The sequence below is a fragment of the Pantoea sp. LMR881 genome (assembly GCF_027157825.1).
Taxonomy (GTDB): domain Bacteria; phylum Pseudomonadota; class Gammaproteobacteria; order Enterobacterales; family Enterobacteriaceae; genus Pantoea; species Pantoea haifensis.
In genome coordinates, this window is record NZ_JAPVOK010000004.1 from 85,738 (window position 1) to 100,964 (window position 15,227).

The 15,227-nt window shown below is 47.9% G+C and carries 14 protein-coding genes and 6 pseudogenes; 10 read left to right on the top strand and 10 right to left on the bottom strand.

The features are described from left to right. Positions 1-283: 283 nt before the first annotated feature. Positions 284-469 carry a general stress protein gene (locus tag O3W44_RS20970; RefSeq protein ID WP_269294685.1) on the top strand — a complete coding sequence of 62 codons (186 nt, stop codon included), beginning with the start codon at positions 284-286 and terminating at the stop codon, positions 467-469. A gap of 202 nt (positions 470-671) precedes the next feature. Here O3W44_RS20970 and O3W44_RS24720 read toward each other — a convergent pair. The 5 genes and pseudogenes from O3W44_RS24720 to O3W44_RS20985 form a co-directional block, all read right to left on the bottom strand. Then, positions 672-773: pseudogene (locus O3W44_RS24720) on the bottom strand (Y-family DNA polymerase); the annotation flags it as partial. After that, a complete protein-coding gene (locus tag O3W44_RS25095) occupies positions 757-996 on the bottom strand; it encodes a LexA family protein (protein WP_442954685.1) in 240 nt (79 codons plus the stop codon). The gene O3W44_RS25095 and the pseudogene O3W44_RS24720, both read right to left, overlap by 17 nt. Beyond that, positions 986-1,195, bottom strand: coding sequence for a hypothetical protein (locus O3W44_RS25100; RefSeq protein WP_442954680.1), 210 nt, complete (start codon positions 1,193-1,195; stop codon positions 986-988). The genes O3W44_RS25095 and O3W44_RS25100 overlap by 11 nt, the downstream gene beginning before the upstream one ends. Positions 1,196-1,371: 176 nt before the next feature. Beyond that, positions 1,372-1,884, bottom strand: coding sequence for a hypothetical protein (locus O3W44_RS20980; RefSeq protein ID WP_269294686.1), 513 nt, complete (start codon positions 1,882-1,884; stop codon positions 1,372-1,374). Between the two features lie 577 nt (positions 1,885-2,461). Continuing rightward, positions 2,462-2,701 (bottom strand): hypothetical protein, encoded by a 240-nt coding sequence (locus tag O3W44_RS20985; protein ID WP_269294687.1) that lies wholly within the window; start codon positions 2,699-2,701, stop codon positions 2,462-2,464. Between the two features lie 46 nt (positions 2,702-2,747). On the opposite strand from O3W44_RS20985, the pseudogene O3W44_RS20990 reads away from it, so the two are divergent. The 3 genes and pseudogenes from O3W44_RS20990 to O3W44_RS21000 all read left to right on the top strand — a co-directional run. Further along, a pseudogene (locus tag O3W44_RS20990) lies at positions 2,748-3,470 on the top strand (IS3 family transposase); the annotation flags it as partial. Positions 3,471-3,481: 11 nt separating this feature from the next. Then, a pseudogene (locus O3W44_RS20995) lies at positions 3,482-4,021 on the top strand (IS3 family transposase); the annotation flags it as partial. Positions 4,022-4,075: 54 nt separating this feature from the next. After that, positions 4,076-4,204 carry a hypothetical protein gene (locus O3W44_RS21000; RefSeq protein WP_269294688.1) on the top strand — a complete coding sequence of 43 codons (129 nt, stop codon included), beginning with the start codon at positions 4,076-4,078 and terminating at the stop codon, positions 4,202-4,204. A 62-nt stretch (positions 4,205-4,266) separates the two neighbouring features. On the opposite strand, the gene O3W44_RS21005 is transcribed toward O3W44_RS21000, so the two are convergent. The 5 genes from O3W44_RS21005 to O3W44_RS21025 form a co-directional block, all read right to left on the bottom strand. After that, positions 4,267-4,938: a GntR family transcriptional regulator gene (locus O3W44_RS21005; protein ID WP_269294689.1), complete on the bottom strand. Its 672-nt coding sequence runs from the start codon at positions 4,936-4,938 to the stop codon at positions 4,267-4,269. 88 nt (positions 4,939-5,026) lie between these two features. Beyond that, positions 5,027-5,686, bottom strand: a complete 660-nt coding sequence (locus O3W44_RS21010; protein WP_269294690.1) for a ribulose-phosphate 3-epimerase — start codon at positions 5,684-5,686, stop codon at positions 5,027-5,029. A 3-nt stretch (positions 5,687-5,689) separates the two neighbouring features. Then, complete coding sequence (locus O3W44_RS21015; RefSeq protein WP_269294691.1) at positions 5,690-6,628, bottom strand: Zn-dependent oxidoreductase; 939 nt, start codon at positions 6,626-6,628, stop codon at positions 5,690-5,692. 124 nt (positions 6,629-6,752) lie between these two features. Then, positions 6,753-7,154 carry a hypothetical protein gene (locus tag O3W44_RS21020; protein ID WP_331283454.1) on the bottom strand — a complete coding sequence of 134 codons (402 nt, stop codon included), beginning with the start codon at positions 7,152-7,154 and terminating at the stop codon, positions 6,753-6,755. Then, positions 7,130-8,107 (bottom strand): MFS transporter, encoded by a 978-nt coding sequence (locus O3W44_RS21025; protein ID WP_269294692.1) that lies wholly within the window; start codon positions 8,105-8,107, stop codon positions 7,130-7,132. Before O3W44_RS21025 ends, O3W44_RS21020 begins: the two co-directional genes overlap by 25 nt. A 297-nt stretch (positions 8,108-8,404) precedes the next feature. On the opposite strand from O3W44_RS21025, the gene O3W44_RS21030 reads away from it, so the two are divergent. From O3W44_RS21030 to O3W44_RS21055, 6 genes and pseudogenes are all read left to right on the top strand, one after another. Further along, positions 8,405-9,490 carry a mandelate racemase/muconate lactonizing enzyme family protein gene (locus tag O3W44_RS21030; RefSeq protein ID WP_269294693.1) on the top strand — a complete coding sequence of 362 codons (1,086 nt, stop codon included), beginning with the start codon at positions 8,405-8,407 and terminating at the stop codon, positions 9,488-9,490. 9 nt (positions 9,491-9,499) lie between these two features. Beyond that, positions 9,500-10,266, top strand: a pseudogene (locus tag O3W44_RS21035) (SDR family NAD(P)-dependent oxidoreductase). Positions 10,267-10,795: 529 nt separating this feature from the next. Then, positions 10,796-11,943 (top strand): annotated as a pseudogene (locus O3W44_RS21040) (IS3 family transposase). A 612-nt stretch (positions 11,944-12,555) separates the two neighbouring features. After that, positions 12,556-13,137, top strand: coding sequence for a hypothetical protein (locus O3W44_RS21045; protein WP_269294694.1), 582 nt, complete (start codon positions 12,556-12,558; stop codon positions 13,135-13,137). Further along, a complete protein-coding gene (locus O3W44_RS21050; protein ID WP_269294695.1) occupies positions 13,079-13,624 on the top strand; it encodes an amidohydrolase family protein in 546 nt (181 codons plus the stop codon). The genes O3W44_RS21045 and O3W44_RS21050 overlap by 59 nt, the downstream gene beginning before the upstream one ends. Then, positions 13,599-14,872: pseudogene (locus O3W44_RS21055) on the top strand (MFS transporter). Before O3W44_RS21050 ends, O3W44_RS21055 begins: the two are co-directional and overlap by 26 nt. The last annotated feature ends 355 nt before the right edge of the window (positions 14,873-15,227 follow it).

Below are 15,227 nucleotides of genomic sequence, written 5' to 3' on the forward strand. Positions count from 1 at the left end.
TTGCGATGCTGTTTGCCGGGCCTGCGTTTTTTCTGTGTGAGCTGTATGGCAGACAGAGCATCCGGGCCATAAAAAAGTAATTAACTGAAAATTCTCGGTTTCCCGCCATCATGGCGGGATTTTTTTGCACTCCCGCTGGTCACTCACCGGTCGCCGGGGTGGGGTAATCTTTTGCTGTCAGCGGTTTCGCTTGCATTGATTATTTCTGTATAAAACTAAATTTACGGATAAAAACGGCTACGCTTAATGGTGTGATAACGCACATTTTTCCCGTGGAGGGGTTATGGCAGCACATCGTGGTGGGGCAGGAAACTTTGCGGAGAACCCGGAACGGGCCGCTGAAGCAGGCAGAAAAGGCGGAAAGGCCAGCGGCGGAAACTTTAAAAACAGCCCTGAACGTGCCAGTGAGGCCGGACGCAGAGGCGGCCTGGTCAGCCGGAGAAGTCGCTCTGACAGTTCCGCTTCCTGAGCTGTTTTTTCAAAGGCAGTAAAAAGTCCGTCTCTGGCGGGCTTTTTACTGCCTTACGCAACAGGGATGTTATGTTTAATGTGGCATAACTACCCTGTCGCCATGATTTTGACGTCCGCTTCACGCTCATAGCAGACCAAAAAACTCTCCAGAGCTGCTGACATGAACAGCATCAAATTAACTAACTTTTCCCACCACTCAGATCGTTATTTGACAAAACAACTACAGGTCTGTCCTGCAAGTCAGGTCTGAAAACTGTCTCACAGCTACAGTACATAGAATTAACATCAACAAGCGCGCACATTGTTCGTTCTCTTTATAATGAACGTAACAACGCCCCATACCTGAAATGTATCAGGGTCAAAATAGATAGGGGAATACTGAGGATTCATAGGCATTAAACACGGTCTGTCACCTTTTATTTTTAGCATTTTTACCGTGAATTCATTATCGATGCTGCCAATAATTATATCGCCATCTTCAGGAGTTAAAGAACGATCAACAACAAGTAAATCGTTATTTGATATTCCCCCTCAAGCATTGATGAGCCGGATGCTCTGACAAAAAAGTAGTACTGGGATGATTTACGCAATATTGATGTAAGTTGAGTTCAGCTTCTTCATAGCCAGCCGCAGGGCTTGGAAACCGGGCCTTCACAGGTTCCATAAAGAACGGGGCGCTGATTAGTAATTCTTCTTCTGTTGGTCTAAAAATATGCAAGTTCATGTTTCACCTCCTTATTAAAAACTGTACATATAAACAGTTGAAAAGAGGGTTCTGAAATCCGCAAGCAACAGTTCCGCTTACTTTGATAACACGTTGATTATAAATTAAAATCACCTTACTGATTTACAAAGCACTACTGCCAGCAAAACCAAAACGTTGCGCATGCGCAATTTTTATCATTCATACAGGGAGGCGTTTGCATCCTCAAAACTCTGGATAATGTTTGTGATAATACGCGTCAGAACAAACCCGTAGTAACCCGCCCAGACAAACCCCAAGACTATAAAGCGAAGATCACTTGCCAGCTTACTGCCCTGTGCATAAAGCACATCAGAAGTGTAGTACAGGGCAAAAGACACAAATAATAGCCTTAGTATGTCAGCCATAAATCGATGAAGTGCAAGCCTGTCTTTTGGCTTAATTTTCGTTAACTTTTTCATCGAATATAAAACGAGCTTATTGAATCCGTTCAACAAAATTTCAAGCATAAGAAAAAGCGTTGGACTGAAAATCAACAATGAGGTTAAAGAATATCGATCATTAGCAAAATAAGTCAGGTTAGTTAACGCCTCTTTTGTTGCATTAAAATACCATTTAATTGATATGATTAAAAAAATCGTAAGCACAACCTGTAAGAAAATTCCTGTGTATCGTTTTCTAAAAGCAGGTGAATTATGTAAATCACTCATAACGCATCATTACCTCTTAATAGCCAAAAAAATCAGAACTGCTTAAGCGTCAAATGCATCATGCTCAGGTGGATATTTACTGAAAAAATCTATCTGGTCTATTTCAGAAGCACCATGATCCTTCAATTCTTTTACAACCGTTTACGGTCGATTGTTTCGCCTTCGGCTGATTCAAAATAATTCATTACACACTCCTTTTAACATGACTCAATAAAAAATAAGGGGCAATACCCCTTAAGATTTACAATAATTTTTGCAGTTCCTCTGTGAGAAGCCTGGCTGCTCTTAAAGCATTTGGGTTTATCTGTCGAATCCAGGCATTATTACGCGTTGGACTAAATTTAAAAGCGTGCCTGCGCATAAGAGAACAAACGTCCTGGCGGGGACGACTGTCAAACCGGAACAGAATTCGATTATCTTCTGTATTAATCTCAAATTCAAAGCCCTTATATGTTTTCGTCTCGGCATCTATTTTCTTTACGCTTTTAAGCTCATTGATTCGCTTCTCAGTTGCTTTAATATTGGCGTTGCTGTTCGATAATCTGTATTTTGGAAATCCTGTCTCGCCGTAGACTGCTTAAACAACTTCTTTTGCGTGTTTTTCGCTGAAGCCTAGACAGAAAAGCTGCTCTATCTTGTCTTCGTCTGACAATGATTTTTTGCGGAGCACCTTATTACCGGCAATCATTATTGCATGAGATTTTTGGAGATTTTCAAGCTTTAGCTCCAGCTTATAGATAGCATCAGGATCGTCTGACGATATGCCGCCGGTTCCAATTCTTTCCGCACGGTGTAGTGGTTTACTGAATTTGGCCACCTGAACAGAGGTGATATGCTTACCTCAGAACAACACAGGTGCACCAATGAAAAGAAAAAATTTTAGTCCTGAATTCAAACGCGAATCAGCCCAGTTGGTTGTCGATCAAAATTACACAGCCGCTCAGGCTGCTAAGGCCATGGACGTTGGCTTTCTACGATGACGAAATGGGTAAAACAGCTACGTGATGAGCGGCAGGGAAAACGTCAAACGCCTCTCCAATAACCCCGGAACAAATCGAAATACGTGAGCTAAAAAAACTATAACATATTGAAATGGGAAAAGAAATATTAAAAAAGGCTACCGAGCTCTTGATGTCAGACTCCCTGAACAGTTCTCGTTAATTGGGAAACTCAGGGCGCGTTATCCAGTGGCCTCTCTCTGCCACGTGTTCGGGGTTCATCGTAGCAGCTACAAATACTGGCAAAACCGTCCTGAAAAACCAGACGGTAGACGGGCTGTATTACGAAGCCAGGTGATGGAGCTGCATAACATCAGCCATGGTTCTGCCGGAGCAGGGAGCATCGCCACAATGGCAACCCAGAGAGGCTATCGGATGGGACGCTGGCTTGCTGGTAGACTGATGAAAGAGCTGGGGCTGGTCAGTTGCCAGCAGCCGACTCATCGATATAAACGCGGCGGCCATGAACACGTCGCTATCCCTAATCACCTTGAGCGGCAGTTTGCAGTAACAGAGCCAAATCAGGTGTGGTGCGGCGACGTGACGTTTATCTGGACAGGTAAGCGCTGGGCATACCTTGCAGTTGTTCTCGATCTGTTTTTGAGCGGCAGTTTGCAGTGACAGAGCCAAATCAGGTGTGGTGCGGCGACGTGACGTTTATCTGGACAGGTAAGCGCTGGGCATACCTTGCAGTTGTTCTCGATCTGTTTGCGAGGAAGCCGGTGGGTTGGGCAATGTCGTTCTCCCCGGATACCAAACTGAGGGCCAAATCGCTGAAAATGGCATGGGAAGCTCGCGGCAAGCCAGACGGAGTGATGTTCCACAGTGATCAGGGCAGTCATTATACAAGCAGGCAGTTTCGGCAATTACTGTGGCGATACCGGATCAAACAGAGTATGAGCCGACGTGGAAACTGCTGGGATAATAGCCCGATGGAGCGGTTCTTCAGGAGCCTGAAGAATGAATGGGTGCCGGTAACAGGTTACATAAACTTCAGTGATGCTACTCATGCAATAACAGATTATACCGATGGATATTACAGTGCGCTCAGACCGCACGAATATAACGGCGGGTTACCACCCAACGAATCGGAAAATCGATACTGGAAATATTCTAACGCAGTGGCCAGTTTTTGTTGACCACTTCAAACAGACAAAGTTTATGACGTTCGAAACGTTGAGAAGGAGGAAGTGTTGCTGTGTGATATTGCGCGCCTTTCTGAAAACATAATCTCTAATCTGCGCTGGTTTATTTATATGGCTCTTGATGAACGTCTGGATTTTCTTACGCCGATGATACTGAACGAGAAACCGTTAATCTGAAGAAGGCATTATGCACTCTTAATAATGCTACATCCGTTTAGGGCAGATTAGAACTACTGCCCTCAGTTCTTGCCCTTCAGTAGATACTCGTCTGGCAGGCTGTTTATGTCCTGCATTATACGAGATACATGTTTACGCATGCGATTACGTGCTACCGTAGCTGAACGCTGTTGTATTGCTTCAATGATTTTTTTATGGTCATTGAACGAGGCACGAATCAGCTGAAAGTTATCCGGCGAGCAGTTGAGAACACGATCGATGTGTATACGATACTGTTCAACATGTTTCCACAACGACTGATAGCCGGATAACTCGCTCAGTCGCTGATGGAAACTAAAATCGAGTTGATATACTTCTTTTATCTCTTTACGTCTCAGAGCATCCGCATGCGCGTCCAGAATAACCTGTAGTCCTTCCAGTTGTTCCGGGGTCAGGCCTTTTTCGGCCAGTGCTTCAGCAATACTGCCCTCCAGCGCTGCGCGAATGAATACGGACTCACGGACAATATTAATATCAATCAGTGTGACACGCGTATTGAGGTTGGGGTTAACTTCCAGCAGTCCGTCATGCGACAGTAAAATCAGCGCTTCTCGTAGAGGCGTCAGCGATACGTTAAACTGTTCCTTCAGCTCATTTTTCTCTACGATGGTTCCTGGCCGCAGGCGATTAATGATGATTTCGCTTTTTAGCCATTCATAAATCTGCATCTTTGCCGTGACGGGAGTGTTCAGCATCTGCTCTGCCCTGAGTGGGGATAAAGTAACAGTTTACCTGCGCACCGGGAGGATGTTAAGCCGCAGCAGCGGCTTAACATGAGGGTGATTAGCCAGTTATATGCCGAACCCGATCCAGAATTTCCACATAACTGCTGGCAGGTTGGTTGTGCAGCAGGTCATGCCCCACGACAAAACCATCAATATCAAGCTGACTGAGGCGATCAAGTGAATCAAAATTGATACCGCCATCAAGCAGCGTCTGGAAACCATAACGTTCACGCAGGGCTGCCAGCTGGTCTATTTTAGGCGTTATGTAGTCCAGAAACTTTTGACCGGCAAACCCGGGATTGACGCCCATGATCATGATGTAATCTACCAGTGGTAAGAGCTCCTGGATGGTAGCCACTGAAGTACCAGGATTAATCGCGATACCAGCCTTTTTTCCATGAGCCCGAATGCGGTCCAGCGTTCGGGCAATATGTACTTCCGATTCAGGGTGTACATAGAGAATGTCTGCACCGCAGTCAACAAACAAATCGATATAGCGACCCGGATTTTCAATCATCAAATGTACATCAACGCGCTTTTTAGTATTGTCGCGTACTACGCGCAAATCCTGCGGGCTGAGCGCCAGATTCTGAACGAAATGACCGTCCATAATATCGACGTGAAAGATGTCACTGTCTGCTGCGTCTAAAGCCTGGATGGACTGCTGAAGTAGGTTGAAATCCACACTGTAAACAGAAGGGCATAATAAACGTGCCATAAATTATTCCTCGTCAAATTGCAGCAGCACTTTGCAGCATGCCATTGGATTGGTCTCAAACAGATTCAGTGCCTGCTTAATATCGTGAAAGTCGAAGCGGTGGCTTATCAGTTTATGGGGCTGAATTTTGCCGCTAGCCATCCAGTCGATCACCGTCGGGAAAAGCTTGTTGTTAAGGCGCGACGCGTAAACCGTCAACTCTTTGGCATTGAGAAAACGCTGTACCACTGACGATGTTTCTGCCGGAAAGCCCATTAAACCAATGCGTCCGGCAGGTGCAGCGATTTGTGTCGCCTCTGCAAATATCGATGGATGACAGGCAGCATCGATAACAAGAGTCGGAGCAATACCTTGTTCCTGCAGCCAGCTCGCCAGTTCTTTTTCGCTGTTATTCACCACAACATCCGCTCCATTTTCTAAAGCGCCTTTTAAGCGGCTATCCAAGCGGTCCGCCACTATCAACTTTTTAACGCCGTAAACGCCTTTAAGTACCTGAACCACCGTAAGACCAATCGGCCCTGCCCCATAGACAAGCGCCACATCCCGTGCGCTGGCACCGGTGCGGTTCAGCATATTGGCAGCGATGGAAAACGGCTCAACCATAGCAGCTGCAGGTGCGTTAATATTATCCGGTACGTTATAGGCAAGTGAGTCCGGTACACAGCAAAACTCGCTGAAGCCGCCCTCCCTGTGTACCCCAACCACTTGCAGGTTATGGCAGATGTTCGAACGTCCAATTGAGCAGGGGTAGCAATGCCCGCAACTGACAACAGGATCTACAGAAACACGCTGTCCAATCCTGGAGGCGGATACTCCATCTCCGACCGCCTCAATCACACCGGCAAATTCATGGCCGATGACTCTTGGATATTTAACGAACGGATGTGAGCCGTGATAAATGTGCAGGTCAGAACCGCATATGCCGGCGTAACTGATTTTCACCCGTACCTCACCAGCCGCCGGCTTGGGTGCTGGCAGCTTTTCAACCAGCAGTTCCCCGGTGCGATAACCTTAATACTTTCCATTTTTCCTCCAAAGCGAACGCCACTGCGTTCTGAAAAGCTGATTACTCACTTCTGTCGGTAGAGAGATCCTGATGCAGGGTCTCTTTTGTTTTCAGCGTGGCGAACAGGGTAATAAGCGCCATTGCACCCAGCCAGAGCGACAGCGGCCAGGCTGCCCCATCACTCCATTTGATCAGGAAGGCGCATACCATCGGAGTCATTCCCCCTATCACGCCGGCCAGCTGTGAACCCAGTGATACGCCTGAGTAACGCACTTCGGTGCTGAATAATTCGGTAAACAGTGCAGGCTGAATGCTGTACATCAGCCCATAGATGATGCTGTAGCTGAACACGATGGCAAAGATGAACAGCGGTACAGAGCCGCTACCGATCATCCAGAACAACGGGAACGCAAAGATTAGCGCTAATGAAACGCCTGTCAGATAGAGCGGCCGACGGCCAATACGATCGGAAAGGTGACCGAAGAATAAAAGGTAAAGGTGCCGACTACGCTGGCAATAGCTATCGCAATAAGAGGGATATCACGCGACAAACCCAGCGTGGTAGTGGCGTAGGAGGTAAAAAACACCGCAATCCAGTAAGCGAGCACCAACTCGGTCATACGCATCGCTACCGTAATAAGAATAGCGCGAGGATGAGTTTTCAGAAGGCGCATCAGCGGCATTGACTGTTTTGGCTGCTGCATTTTTTTCTTCTGCGCCTCAAGGAATACCGGCGTTTCATCCACTTTGCTACGCATAAACAGGCCAAGGCCTAACAGTACAACGCTCACCAGAAACGGAACGCGCCAGCCCCATGAAAAGAGCTGCTCATCCGGCAAGCTGGCGACCAGCGCAAATGCAGCTGTCGAGAGGAATAAACCTATGCTGTTGCCAAGTTGTACAAACGTACCGAAAAAGCCGCGACGGTTTGCGGGGGCATATTCGGCAATCATAGTGGAAGCACCACCCCACTCGCCGCCAATAGCGAAACCCTGACAGAGGCGCAGAAACACCAACAACACAGGCGCAAAGTTGCCAATCACCTCATAGCTTGGAATCAAACCGATGCCAAATGTGGCGAGCCCCATCATCACTATGGAGATGATCAACGTTTTCTTACGGCCGATCTTATCGCCGTAGTGACCAAAGAAAATTGCACCGAGCGGGCGGCTAAAGAAAGTTATGGCGATGGTGAGAAACGACACGATGGTGCCAGCAAAAGGTGACAGATTGGGAAAGAACAGGTGCGGGAACACGAGCGTTGCCGCCAGGCCGTAAATCATAAAATCGTATTGTTCGATGGTGTTGCCCGCCAGAGATGAGCCAACAACATAGGTCAGCTTGCGGCGATCTTCCCGCGTTCCGGCATGTTCGGCCGATTGCTCCGGTGGGTAAACGATGGCGTTTTGGGACATAGGGTAATCCTCAGAGTTCTGTCAATCGTTATAAGTGTGATGTTGCCGATGCATTCAACGGGACAACTAAAGTAGTTTCCCTGCTCACCGATATATCGATACTTGATCTTTTTGTAATTTTAAACGTGATTAAAGTCACAATTAAAATACACACACGTAACAAAAATATTTAATCAAATTATAACTTATTGATAAATATATTCTTATAAATATATTTATTTAACAACGGCGCCAGGCCTTCACTTTTTCCAATATATCGGTATAGGATTTAAAAACATCAATAATGGAGTTATCGCTATGCCTGTTATTCAAAAGATGAACGTCTACCGCGCTGTATCTACCCTGAGTAAACCAATTTCCGATGCGACACATGACATCAGCCAGATTGCTTTCTATGTGGTTGAACTCGAACTGGATAATGGTGTCACGGGTGAAGGCTATCTGCTGTCATTTCACTACTCACCACAGGCAATAACCGGGGCACTTAACGACCTGCGCGACGCAGTCGTGGGGTTTGAGTGTTATGAAACGGCGAAACTGACAGCTGCGATTGAGCGCGAAACCGAATATTTCGGCCACAACGGCCTGCAAAAATGGGCTCTGGCTACTGTAAACGTGGCAATGTGGGACGCATGGGGCAAAACTCTGAAGCAACCGGTCTGGAAAATTTTGGGGGCTTCAACACACAAAGTACCGGTATACGGATCGGGTGGCTGGCTTTCTTACAGCGATCAGGAACTGATTGATGAAGTCAGTGATTATAAGTCTCGGGGATTCGGCGCGGTGAAGATCAAAGTCGGTACGCCGGAGAGCAAAGGTGGTGTTGAACGTGACATAATGCGTTTACGCAAAGTGCGTGAGGTCGTGGGTAACAAGCTCAATATCATGATGGATGCAAACCAGGGCATGAATGTGCCGGATGCTATCAAGTTGTCTACGCTTGCTGCAGGTATCAACATTCACTGGTTTGAGGAGCCGGTGCCGCACACTGACTTCGCCGGTTATCAGCTAATCCGCCAAAAGACAGGCATTGCACTGGCTATGGGCGAGCGCGAATATGATATGGAACCGCTCAAGTATCTGATTGATCGCAACGCGCTGGACCTGTGGCAGCCCGACATCATCCGTATTGGCGGCGTAGAAGCCTGGCGTCAGTCTGCATTACTGGCGCATGCGCATAACATTCCTGTGTTACCTCATTACTACAAAGATTATGATGTTCCGCTGTTGTGCACAGTGCCAAACTTTTACGGGAGTGAGTCCTTCGACTGGATCGACGGCATCATCGACAACAAAATGCGGGTTGAAAACGGTGAGGCCTGGGCACGTGAAGGTGCCGGCTGGGGGTTCACTTTCCTGAAACAGCATCTGCAGGAACTGTAAGGAGGAAGGATGAACGATATTATCTCACCCTTTTTCTCACTATCAGGACGCAGCGGCATAGTCACCGGTGCTTCCGCAGGGATCGGCCGTGCGGTCGCGCACCTGCTTGGTCATGCCGGAGCTAAAGTCTACAACTTCAGCCGTCGCCCGACGCAGCGTGACATTGATTTACCCTGGAGTGACCGGGTAATCGATATTTCCGTTGATATCACGGATGAAGCAGCGCTTGCTGCAGCAATCAGTAACGTCGCTGAACAGCAGGGTATCGATTTTCTGGTGAATAATGCCGGCAAAACCCGGCGTATTGGTGCAGATGAGGTTGAGTCAGATTTCTGGCGCGAGATTCATGCCCTGAACGTTGATGCATTATTTCGCACCAGCCAGCTTTGCTACCCTGGCTGAGACAGTCGCCATATGTCGGGCGTATCGTTAACGTCAGCTCGATGGCTGCACATCTCGGCTTCGATGGTGTCACACCTTATTGCTCCACTAAAGCGGCTGTAATGGGTATAACGCGTGGCCTGGCGGTGGAGTGGGCTGGACAAAACGTGCTGGTTAACGCTGTCGCGCCAGGTTGGGTTAAAACCAACATGACCGCCACGGTAGCCGATCCACAGCGGCTTGAGAAAATTCTGGCACGCATGCCTTTGCATCGTTACGGCGACGCGTGGTCAGAGCTGGCTCCCGTGTTCTGTTTCCTGCTGAGTGACGCAGGTCGCTATATAAATGGTCAGGAAATTGCTGTTGACGGTGGTGCGCTGAGCTTTGGTTTTTAAAGTTAATAGTATAAAAACAGTTAACTGGCTGTATTGACAGGCTCTTAAGTCTAAGGAGCCTGTTAATGTAGCGTGACCCACCCGGCTAACATTAAAAGACTGAAAAATGGCAATGTTATTGAGTTGGTAAAGTGTCTGAACGCCAGTTAAAGCACCATTCATGGTAAATTACTTCCTGCTCTTTTTCCACATCCCCGGCTCACAACTCGCCGGTTCACAGCCTATCTTTAAAACTAAAATTATTTATTGGCCGATCATCTACTCTCAAAATTAACACACCATGAGTGACTATATTTCTGACCAATTTACTCCCTTACCCATCATAATATATTGTTGCGCCGCATAGCGTAATTAACCAACTGTCTGTTTATTTATCCAGTGTAGTTTATTGACGCGCTAAGCTCGCAAGGTCACTGCTTTGCTCAAGCGTTAGACTTTTAAACAGGGTATACATAAATGTCCGCCATGAATCGCAACGGGTTTAACAGACACCCCGGAGTCATTTGAGATGATTTGAGGAGAGGTGCCTATGAGCGGTAAGCGTTACCCCGAAGAGTTTAAAATTGAAGCAGTCAAACAGGTTGTTAATCGCGGTCATTCTGTTTCCAGCGTTGCAACACGTCTCGATATCACCACCCACAGCCTTTACGCCTGGATAAAGAAGTAGGGTCCAGACTCATCGACTAATAAAGAACAGTCAGATGCTCATGCCGAGATCCGCCGACTCCAGAAGGAGCTGAAGCGGGTTACTGACGAACGGGACATATTAAAAAAAGCCGCGGCGTACTTCGCAAAGCTGTCCGACTGAGGTACGCCTTTATCCGTGACAACACCCGTTGCTGGCCTGTTCGTCTGCTCTGCCGGGTGCTGGATGTTCATCCCAGTGGCTTTTACGCCTGGCTTCAGCAGCCGCATTCTCAGCGCCACCAGGCAGATCTGAGACTGACGGGACAGATTAAACAGTTCTGGCTGGAGTCCGGTTGTGTTTATGGCTATCGCAAGATCCATCTGCACCTGCGGGACAGCGGGCAACAGTGCGGAGTGAACAGAGTCTGGCGACTGATGAAGCGTGTCGGGATAAAGGCTCAGGTCGGGTACCGGAGTCCGCGGGCACGTAAAGGCGAGGCCAGTATTGTGTCGCCCAACAGGCTCCAGCGACAGTTCAATCCGAATGCTCCGGATGAGCGTTGGGTAACGGATATAACCTACATCAGGACCCACGAAGGGTGGCTGTATCTGGCCGTGGTTGTTGACCTGTTCTCACTTAAGGTTATCGGCTGGTCAATGCAATCCCGGATGACAAAGGATATTGTCCTGAACGCACTGCTGATGGCTGTATGGCGGCGTAATCCCCAAAGACAGGTGCTGGTTCACTCGCACCAGGGCAGTCAGTACACAAGCCATGAGTGGCAGTCGTTCCTGAAATCACACGGCCTGGAGGGGAGTATGAGCCGTCGCGGTAACTGTCACGATAACGCGGTTGCAGAAAGCTTTTTCCAGTTACTGAAACGCGAGCGGATAAAGAGAAAGAACTACGGAACGCGGGAAGAAGCCCGCAGCGATATTTTTGATTACATCGAAATATTTTATAACAGTAAGCGTCGGCATGGTTCGAGCGATTGGATGTCACCGACAGAATATGAAAACCAGTATTATCAACGGCTCGGAAGTGTCTAGATTATCCGTGGCGATTCACTTCATAATGATGCCCATCATCCAGCCACGATTCGATCGTGTATTTGGCGGAAGGTTCTGAACCATTGATATACCTGCCTTAAGTCATGACATCAGGTGTGGATTGATGGCATCTCTGAGCTTTGAAGAACCCTGAACATAATACGTTATGACTACTTATCATTTGCATAGAATGCAGCGAGCCACTTTTCTTCACTTATGATTATGATGCCCCGTGATACACCCAGTCTCGCTGATAAAGTTGATTTATTTGATGCGGTTGCCCCCATAAAAGGTGCAGGATAGTTTTATTGAATTTTGCAAATGTAATGGTGTTAATGAATTATTCAGCCTCTTTAACATGAAAACAGATCTTTTTGCCCTGTAAATTCACTTTTGAAGTGATACAGGGGGATTTGTGATTAACTTCTTATTTACATCATTAACATTCCCTTTTTATTGGCTAAAGGTTGTGCGGTGATTCTATAGTCAATTTACTGTGTAAAACGTAGTTTTACAAGGTAAAACAACTGGCATTTTATCAGGTCTATCTTTGGTCCGCGCTTTGAGATTTCAAAGCTTTCATTGTAAGCAGACGCGCTTCAGGGGGAAGCAATGGAGATTGTAAATGCACCGCATTTATCTGTCAGAGAACACTGGCTCGAACTGCATCATGAAAAAGCCTTGATGCCCGAACTGCCGATAGTAGATGCGCATCATCATTTGTGGGATCGCCAGTCAGGAGTTTATCTGGCACCTGAATTTAGCCGCGATATACAACTGTCCGGGCACCGGGTACTGTCTTCAGTTTATATTCAGTGCCGTTCAATGCTTCGCCGTAACGGACCAGAAGCGCTTAGGCCCGTCGGAGAGATAGAGTTCGCCAGCGGCGTCGCCGCTATGTTTGATAGTGGTCATTACGGCCAGGCATTGGGTTGCGAAGCTATAGTTGGTGGTGCCAGCCTGCTGGCAGGGGATGATCTACTGCCGGTCATTGAACTCATGATGCAGCGTTCAGGAGGCCGACTACGGGGTATGCGTAATCCGCTTGCCTGGCACGACGATCCACGCGTAGTTTCAAGTCCCGTGACTCCCCCGCCGGTCTCGCTACCAGTTTCGCATTTCGACGCGGTGCAGCTTGCCTTGCCAGGCCGGGCTTTCGCTGGATGTATGGGTTTACCACACCCAACTAAATGAAATTGCTGAGCTGGCGCGGGCGCTACCCGATCTTCATATCATCGTGGACCACTGCGGAGGGCCGATTGGAACCGGGCCTTATGCCGGCAAAAGGGATGACGTCTTTCAGGAATGGAAAAAATCCATTACAGCTCTGGCAGAGTTGCCAAACGTGAGCATCAAAATCAGCGGTTTTGGCATGACAGTTATGGGCTATTCCTTCGCACAGGCCGCAACACCACCGGATTCCTTGACACTTTCCCGAGCCTGGCGGCCGCTGTTTGAAACCCTTGTCGAGCAGTTCGGGTCCGGGCGCTGTATGTTTGCCAGCAACTTCCCCGTCGACAAAGGGATGTTCAGCTATGGAGTCTTCTGGAATGCCTGCAAACGGCTAGCTGAAAACGCTTCTTCAGCGGAACGAGAACACCTTTTCTGGCGTACCGCGGCTGCACGCTACCGCTTATCCTCTCTGGAGAACACCGATGAATATAAAATCAAGACTGCATGAGGCTCACCCACTGGATCAGGATGCGGTCAACGCTACGCTCTCTTATACCACGGCAGAAAAAAGAACCCTTGCACTAGGGGGCTGGGATGGACATTTGAAAGCTATGACTCATTTTTACTCTCTCTTTTATTACCTGTACTTGGCGTGGTCTTTGACATCAGCAAAACCGAACTTGCCGTGTTTATAAGTACTACCGCTGGCGGGCAGATTATTGGCGGCATTCTGTTCGGGCTGGTCGCTGACAAAATTGGGCGGGTCAGAACGGCGCTTCTCTGCATTGCCATCTATTCACTTTTCTCCGGATTGCTGGCTTTTACTCACGATCAGCAGACCTTTGCGGTTCTGCGGTTCTGTGGTGCACTGGGCATGGGCGGCATGTGGACGTCAGGGGCGGCACTTATCGCAGAAACCTGGCGCCCGGAGCGGCGCGCGCGCGGTGGCGCGCTGATGCAAATGGGATTACCGGTTGGCGCAATTTTGGCTATAGTCCTTACGGCGTTAGTAACGGCAATGACGGGTGGACTGGAAAACGGTGGCTGGCGATATCTCTTCATGATTGGTGCGCTGCCGGTTTTTATCATGATGATAATTGCTTATATCACGCCTGAATCGCCAGTGTGGCTGGCGCGCCGACAAGAACGTGCTCACAACCGTATCAGGACGGCAGGATCAGGCAAAACCAATCTCAAGGGGCTGCTGCTGGCGTTTATCTTTATCTTTTTCATCCAGTACCTGTTCTGGGGAGTCTTTACCTGGACCCCAACTTATCTCCGGGAGGTTAAACACCTTGATTTTCTTCACAGCTTGAAGTTTGTATTGGCACTGCAAACCGGTGCGATTGCCGGCTTCCTGGTTTTCTCACTTATGGCAGATAAATGGGGGCGCAGGCCCATGTTTCTGCTTTATCTGTTTATCGGTGCTGTTGCGGTTGGAATGTATCTCGCGACAACCCAGCCGCTGATTCTGATGGTAGCAATCTTTATGGCAGGCTTTGGCGTAAACGGTATTTTTGCCGGCTCCGGACCCTTTCTCGCCGAGATTATTGGCGACACTCAGTCACGCGGTTTTTTAATGGGACTCGCCTATAATGGTGGTCGTTTAGGCGGTTTCATCGCCCCGCTACTGATTGGCTTCGTTGCCAGTATGGGTGGGTTTACCGCAGGGCTGGCTACTACTGTTGTAGCCTTTATCGCCGCGATGATTGTGGTCTGGTTGGCACCGGAAACAAAAGGCGTGAAACTACAGTAATCACTGCACATGGCCCTGTTATAATGAAATAAAAGCGAGGCACGACTATTCCGGCCGTGCCTTTTTCAACGGAGTCACGTAATCAATATCCTTATCAGACAGTTTCTCTGCAAAGAGATTATTCATGATTACAAAATTTTAGTTTTTACTGTTTAAACTTTCTGCTTCTTTTCCTGTTATCTTAAAAAGATCAGCATAATGCTGGCTTTCATTTACCGTAGTGAAAGATGAAATAAACGCTGACGTCTGAAAGCAAAAAAGTAAGCGTACTATATTGATGCGGCGAATAACGCAATCCATAGACACACATTCTTCTTTCGGGTAAGCTTTTCTGACCTGTATATGCAATGTATTA

Coding starts and splice junctions, on each gene's coding strand:
- O3W44_RS21030 (WP_269294693.1), top strand. CDS start 8,405: ATGCCTGTTATTCAAAAGATGAACGTCTACCGCGCTGTATCTACCCTG.
- O3W44_RS21045 (WP_269294694.1), top strand. CDS start 12,556: ATGGAGATTGTAAATGCACCGCATTTATCTGTCAGAGAACACTGGCTC.
- O3W44_RS21025 (WP_269294692.1), bottom strand. CDS start 8,107: ATGTCCCAAAACGCCATCGTTTACCCACCGGAGCAATCGGCCGAACAT.
- O3W44_RS20980 (WP_269294686.1), bottom strand. CDS start 1,884: ATGAGTGATTTACATAATTCACCTGCTTTTAGAAAACGATACACAGGA.
- O3W44_RS21010 (WP_269294690.1), bottom strand. CDS start 5,686: ATGGCACGTTTATTATGCCCTTCTGTTTACAGTGTGGATTTCAACCTA.
- O3W44_RS20970 (WP_269294685.1), top strand. CDS start 284: ATGGCAGCACATCGTGGTGGGGCAGGAAACTTTGCGGAGAACCCGGAA.
- O3W44_RS21005 (WP_269294689.1), bottom strand. CDS start 4,938: ATGCTGAACACTCCCGTCACGGCAAAGATGCAGATTTATGAATGGCTA.
- O3W44_RS25100 (WP_442954680.1), bottom strand. CDS start 1,195: ATGAACTTGCATATTTTTAGACCAACAGAAGAAGAATTACTAATCAGC.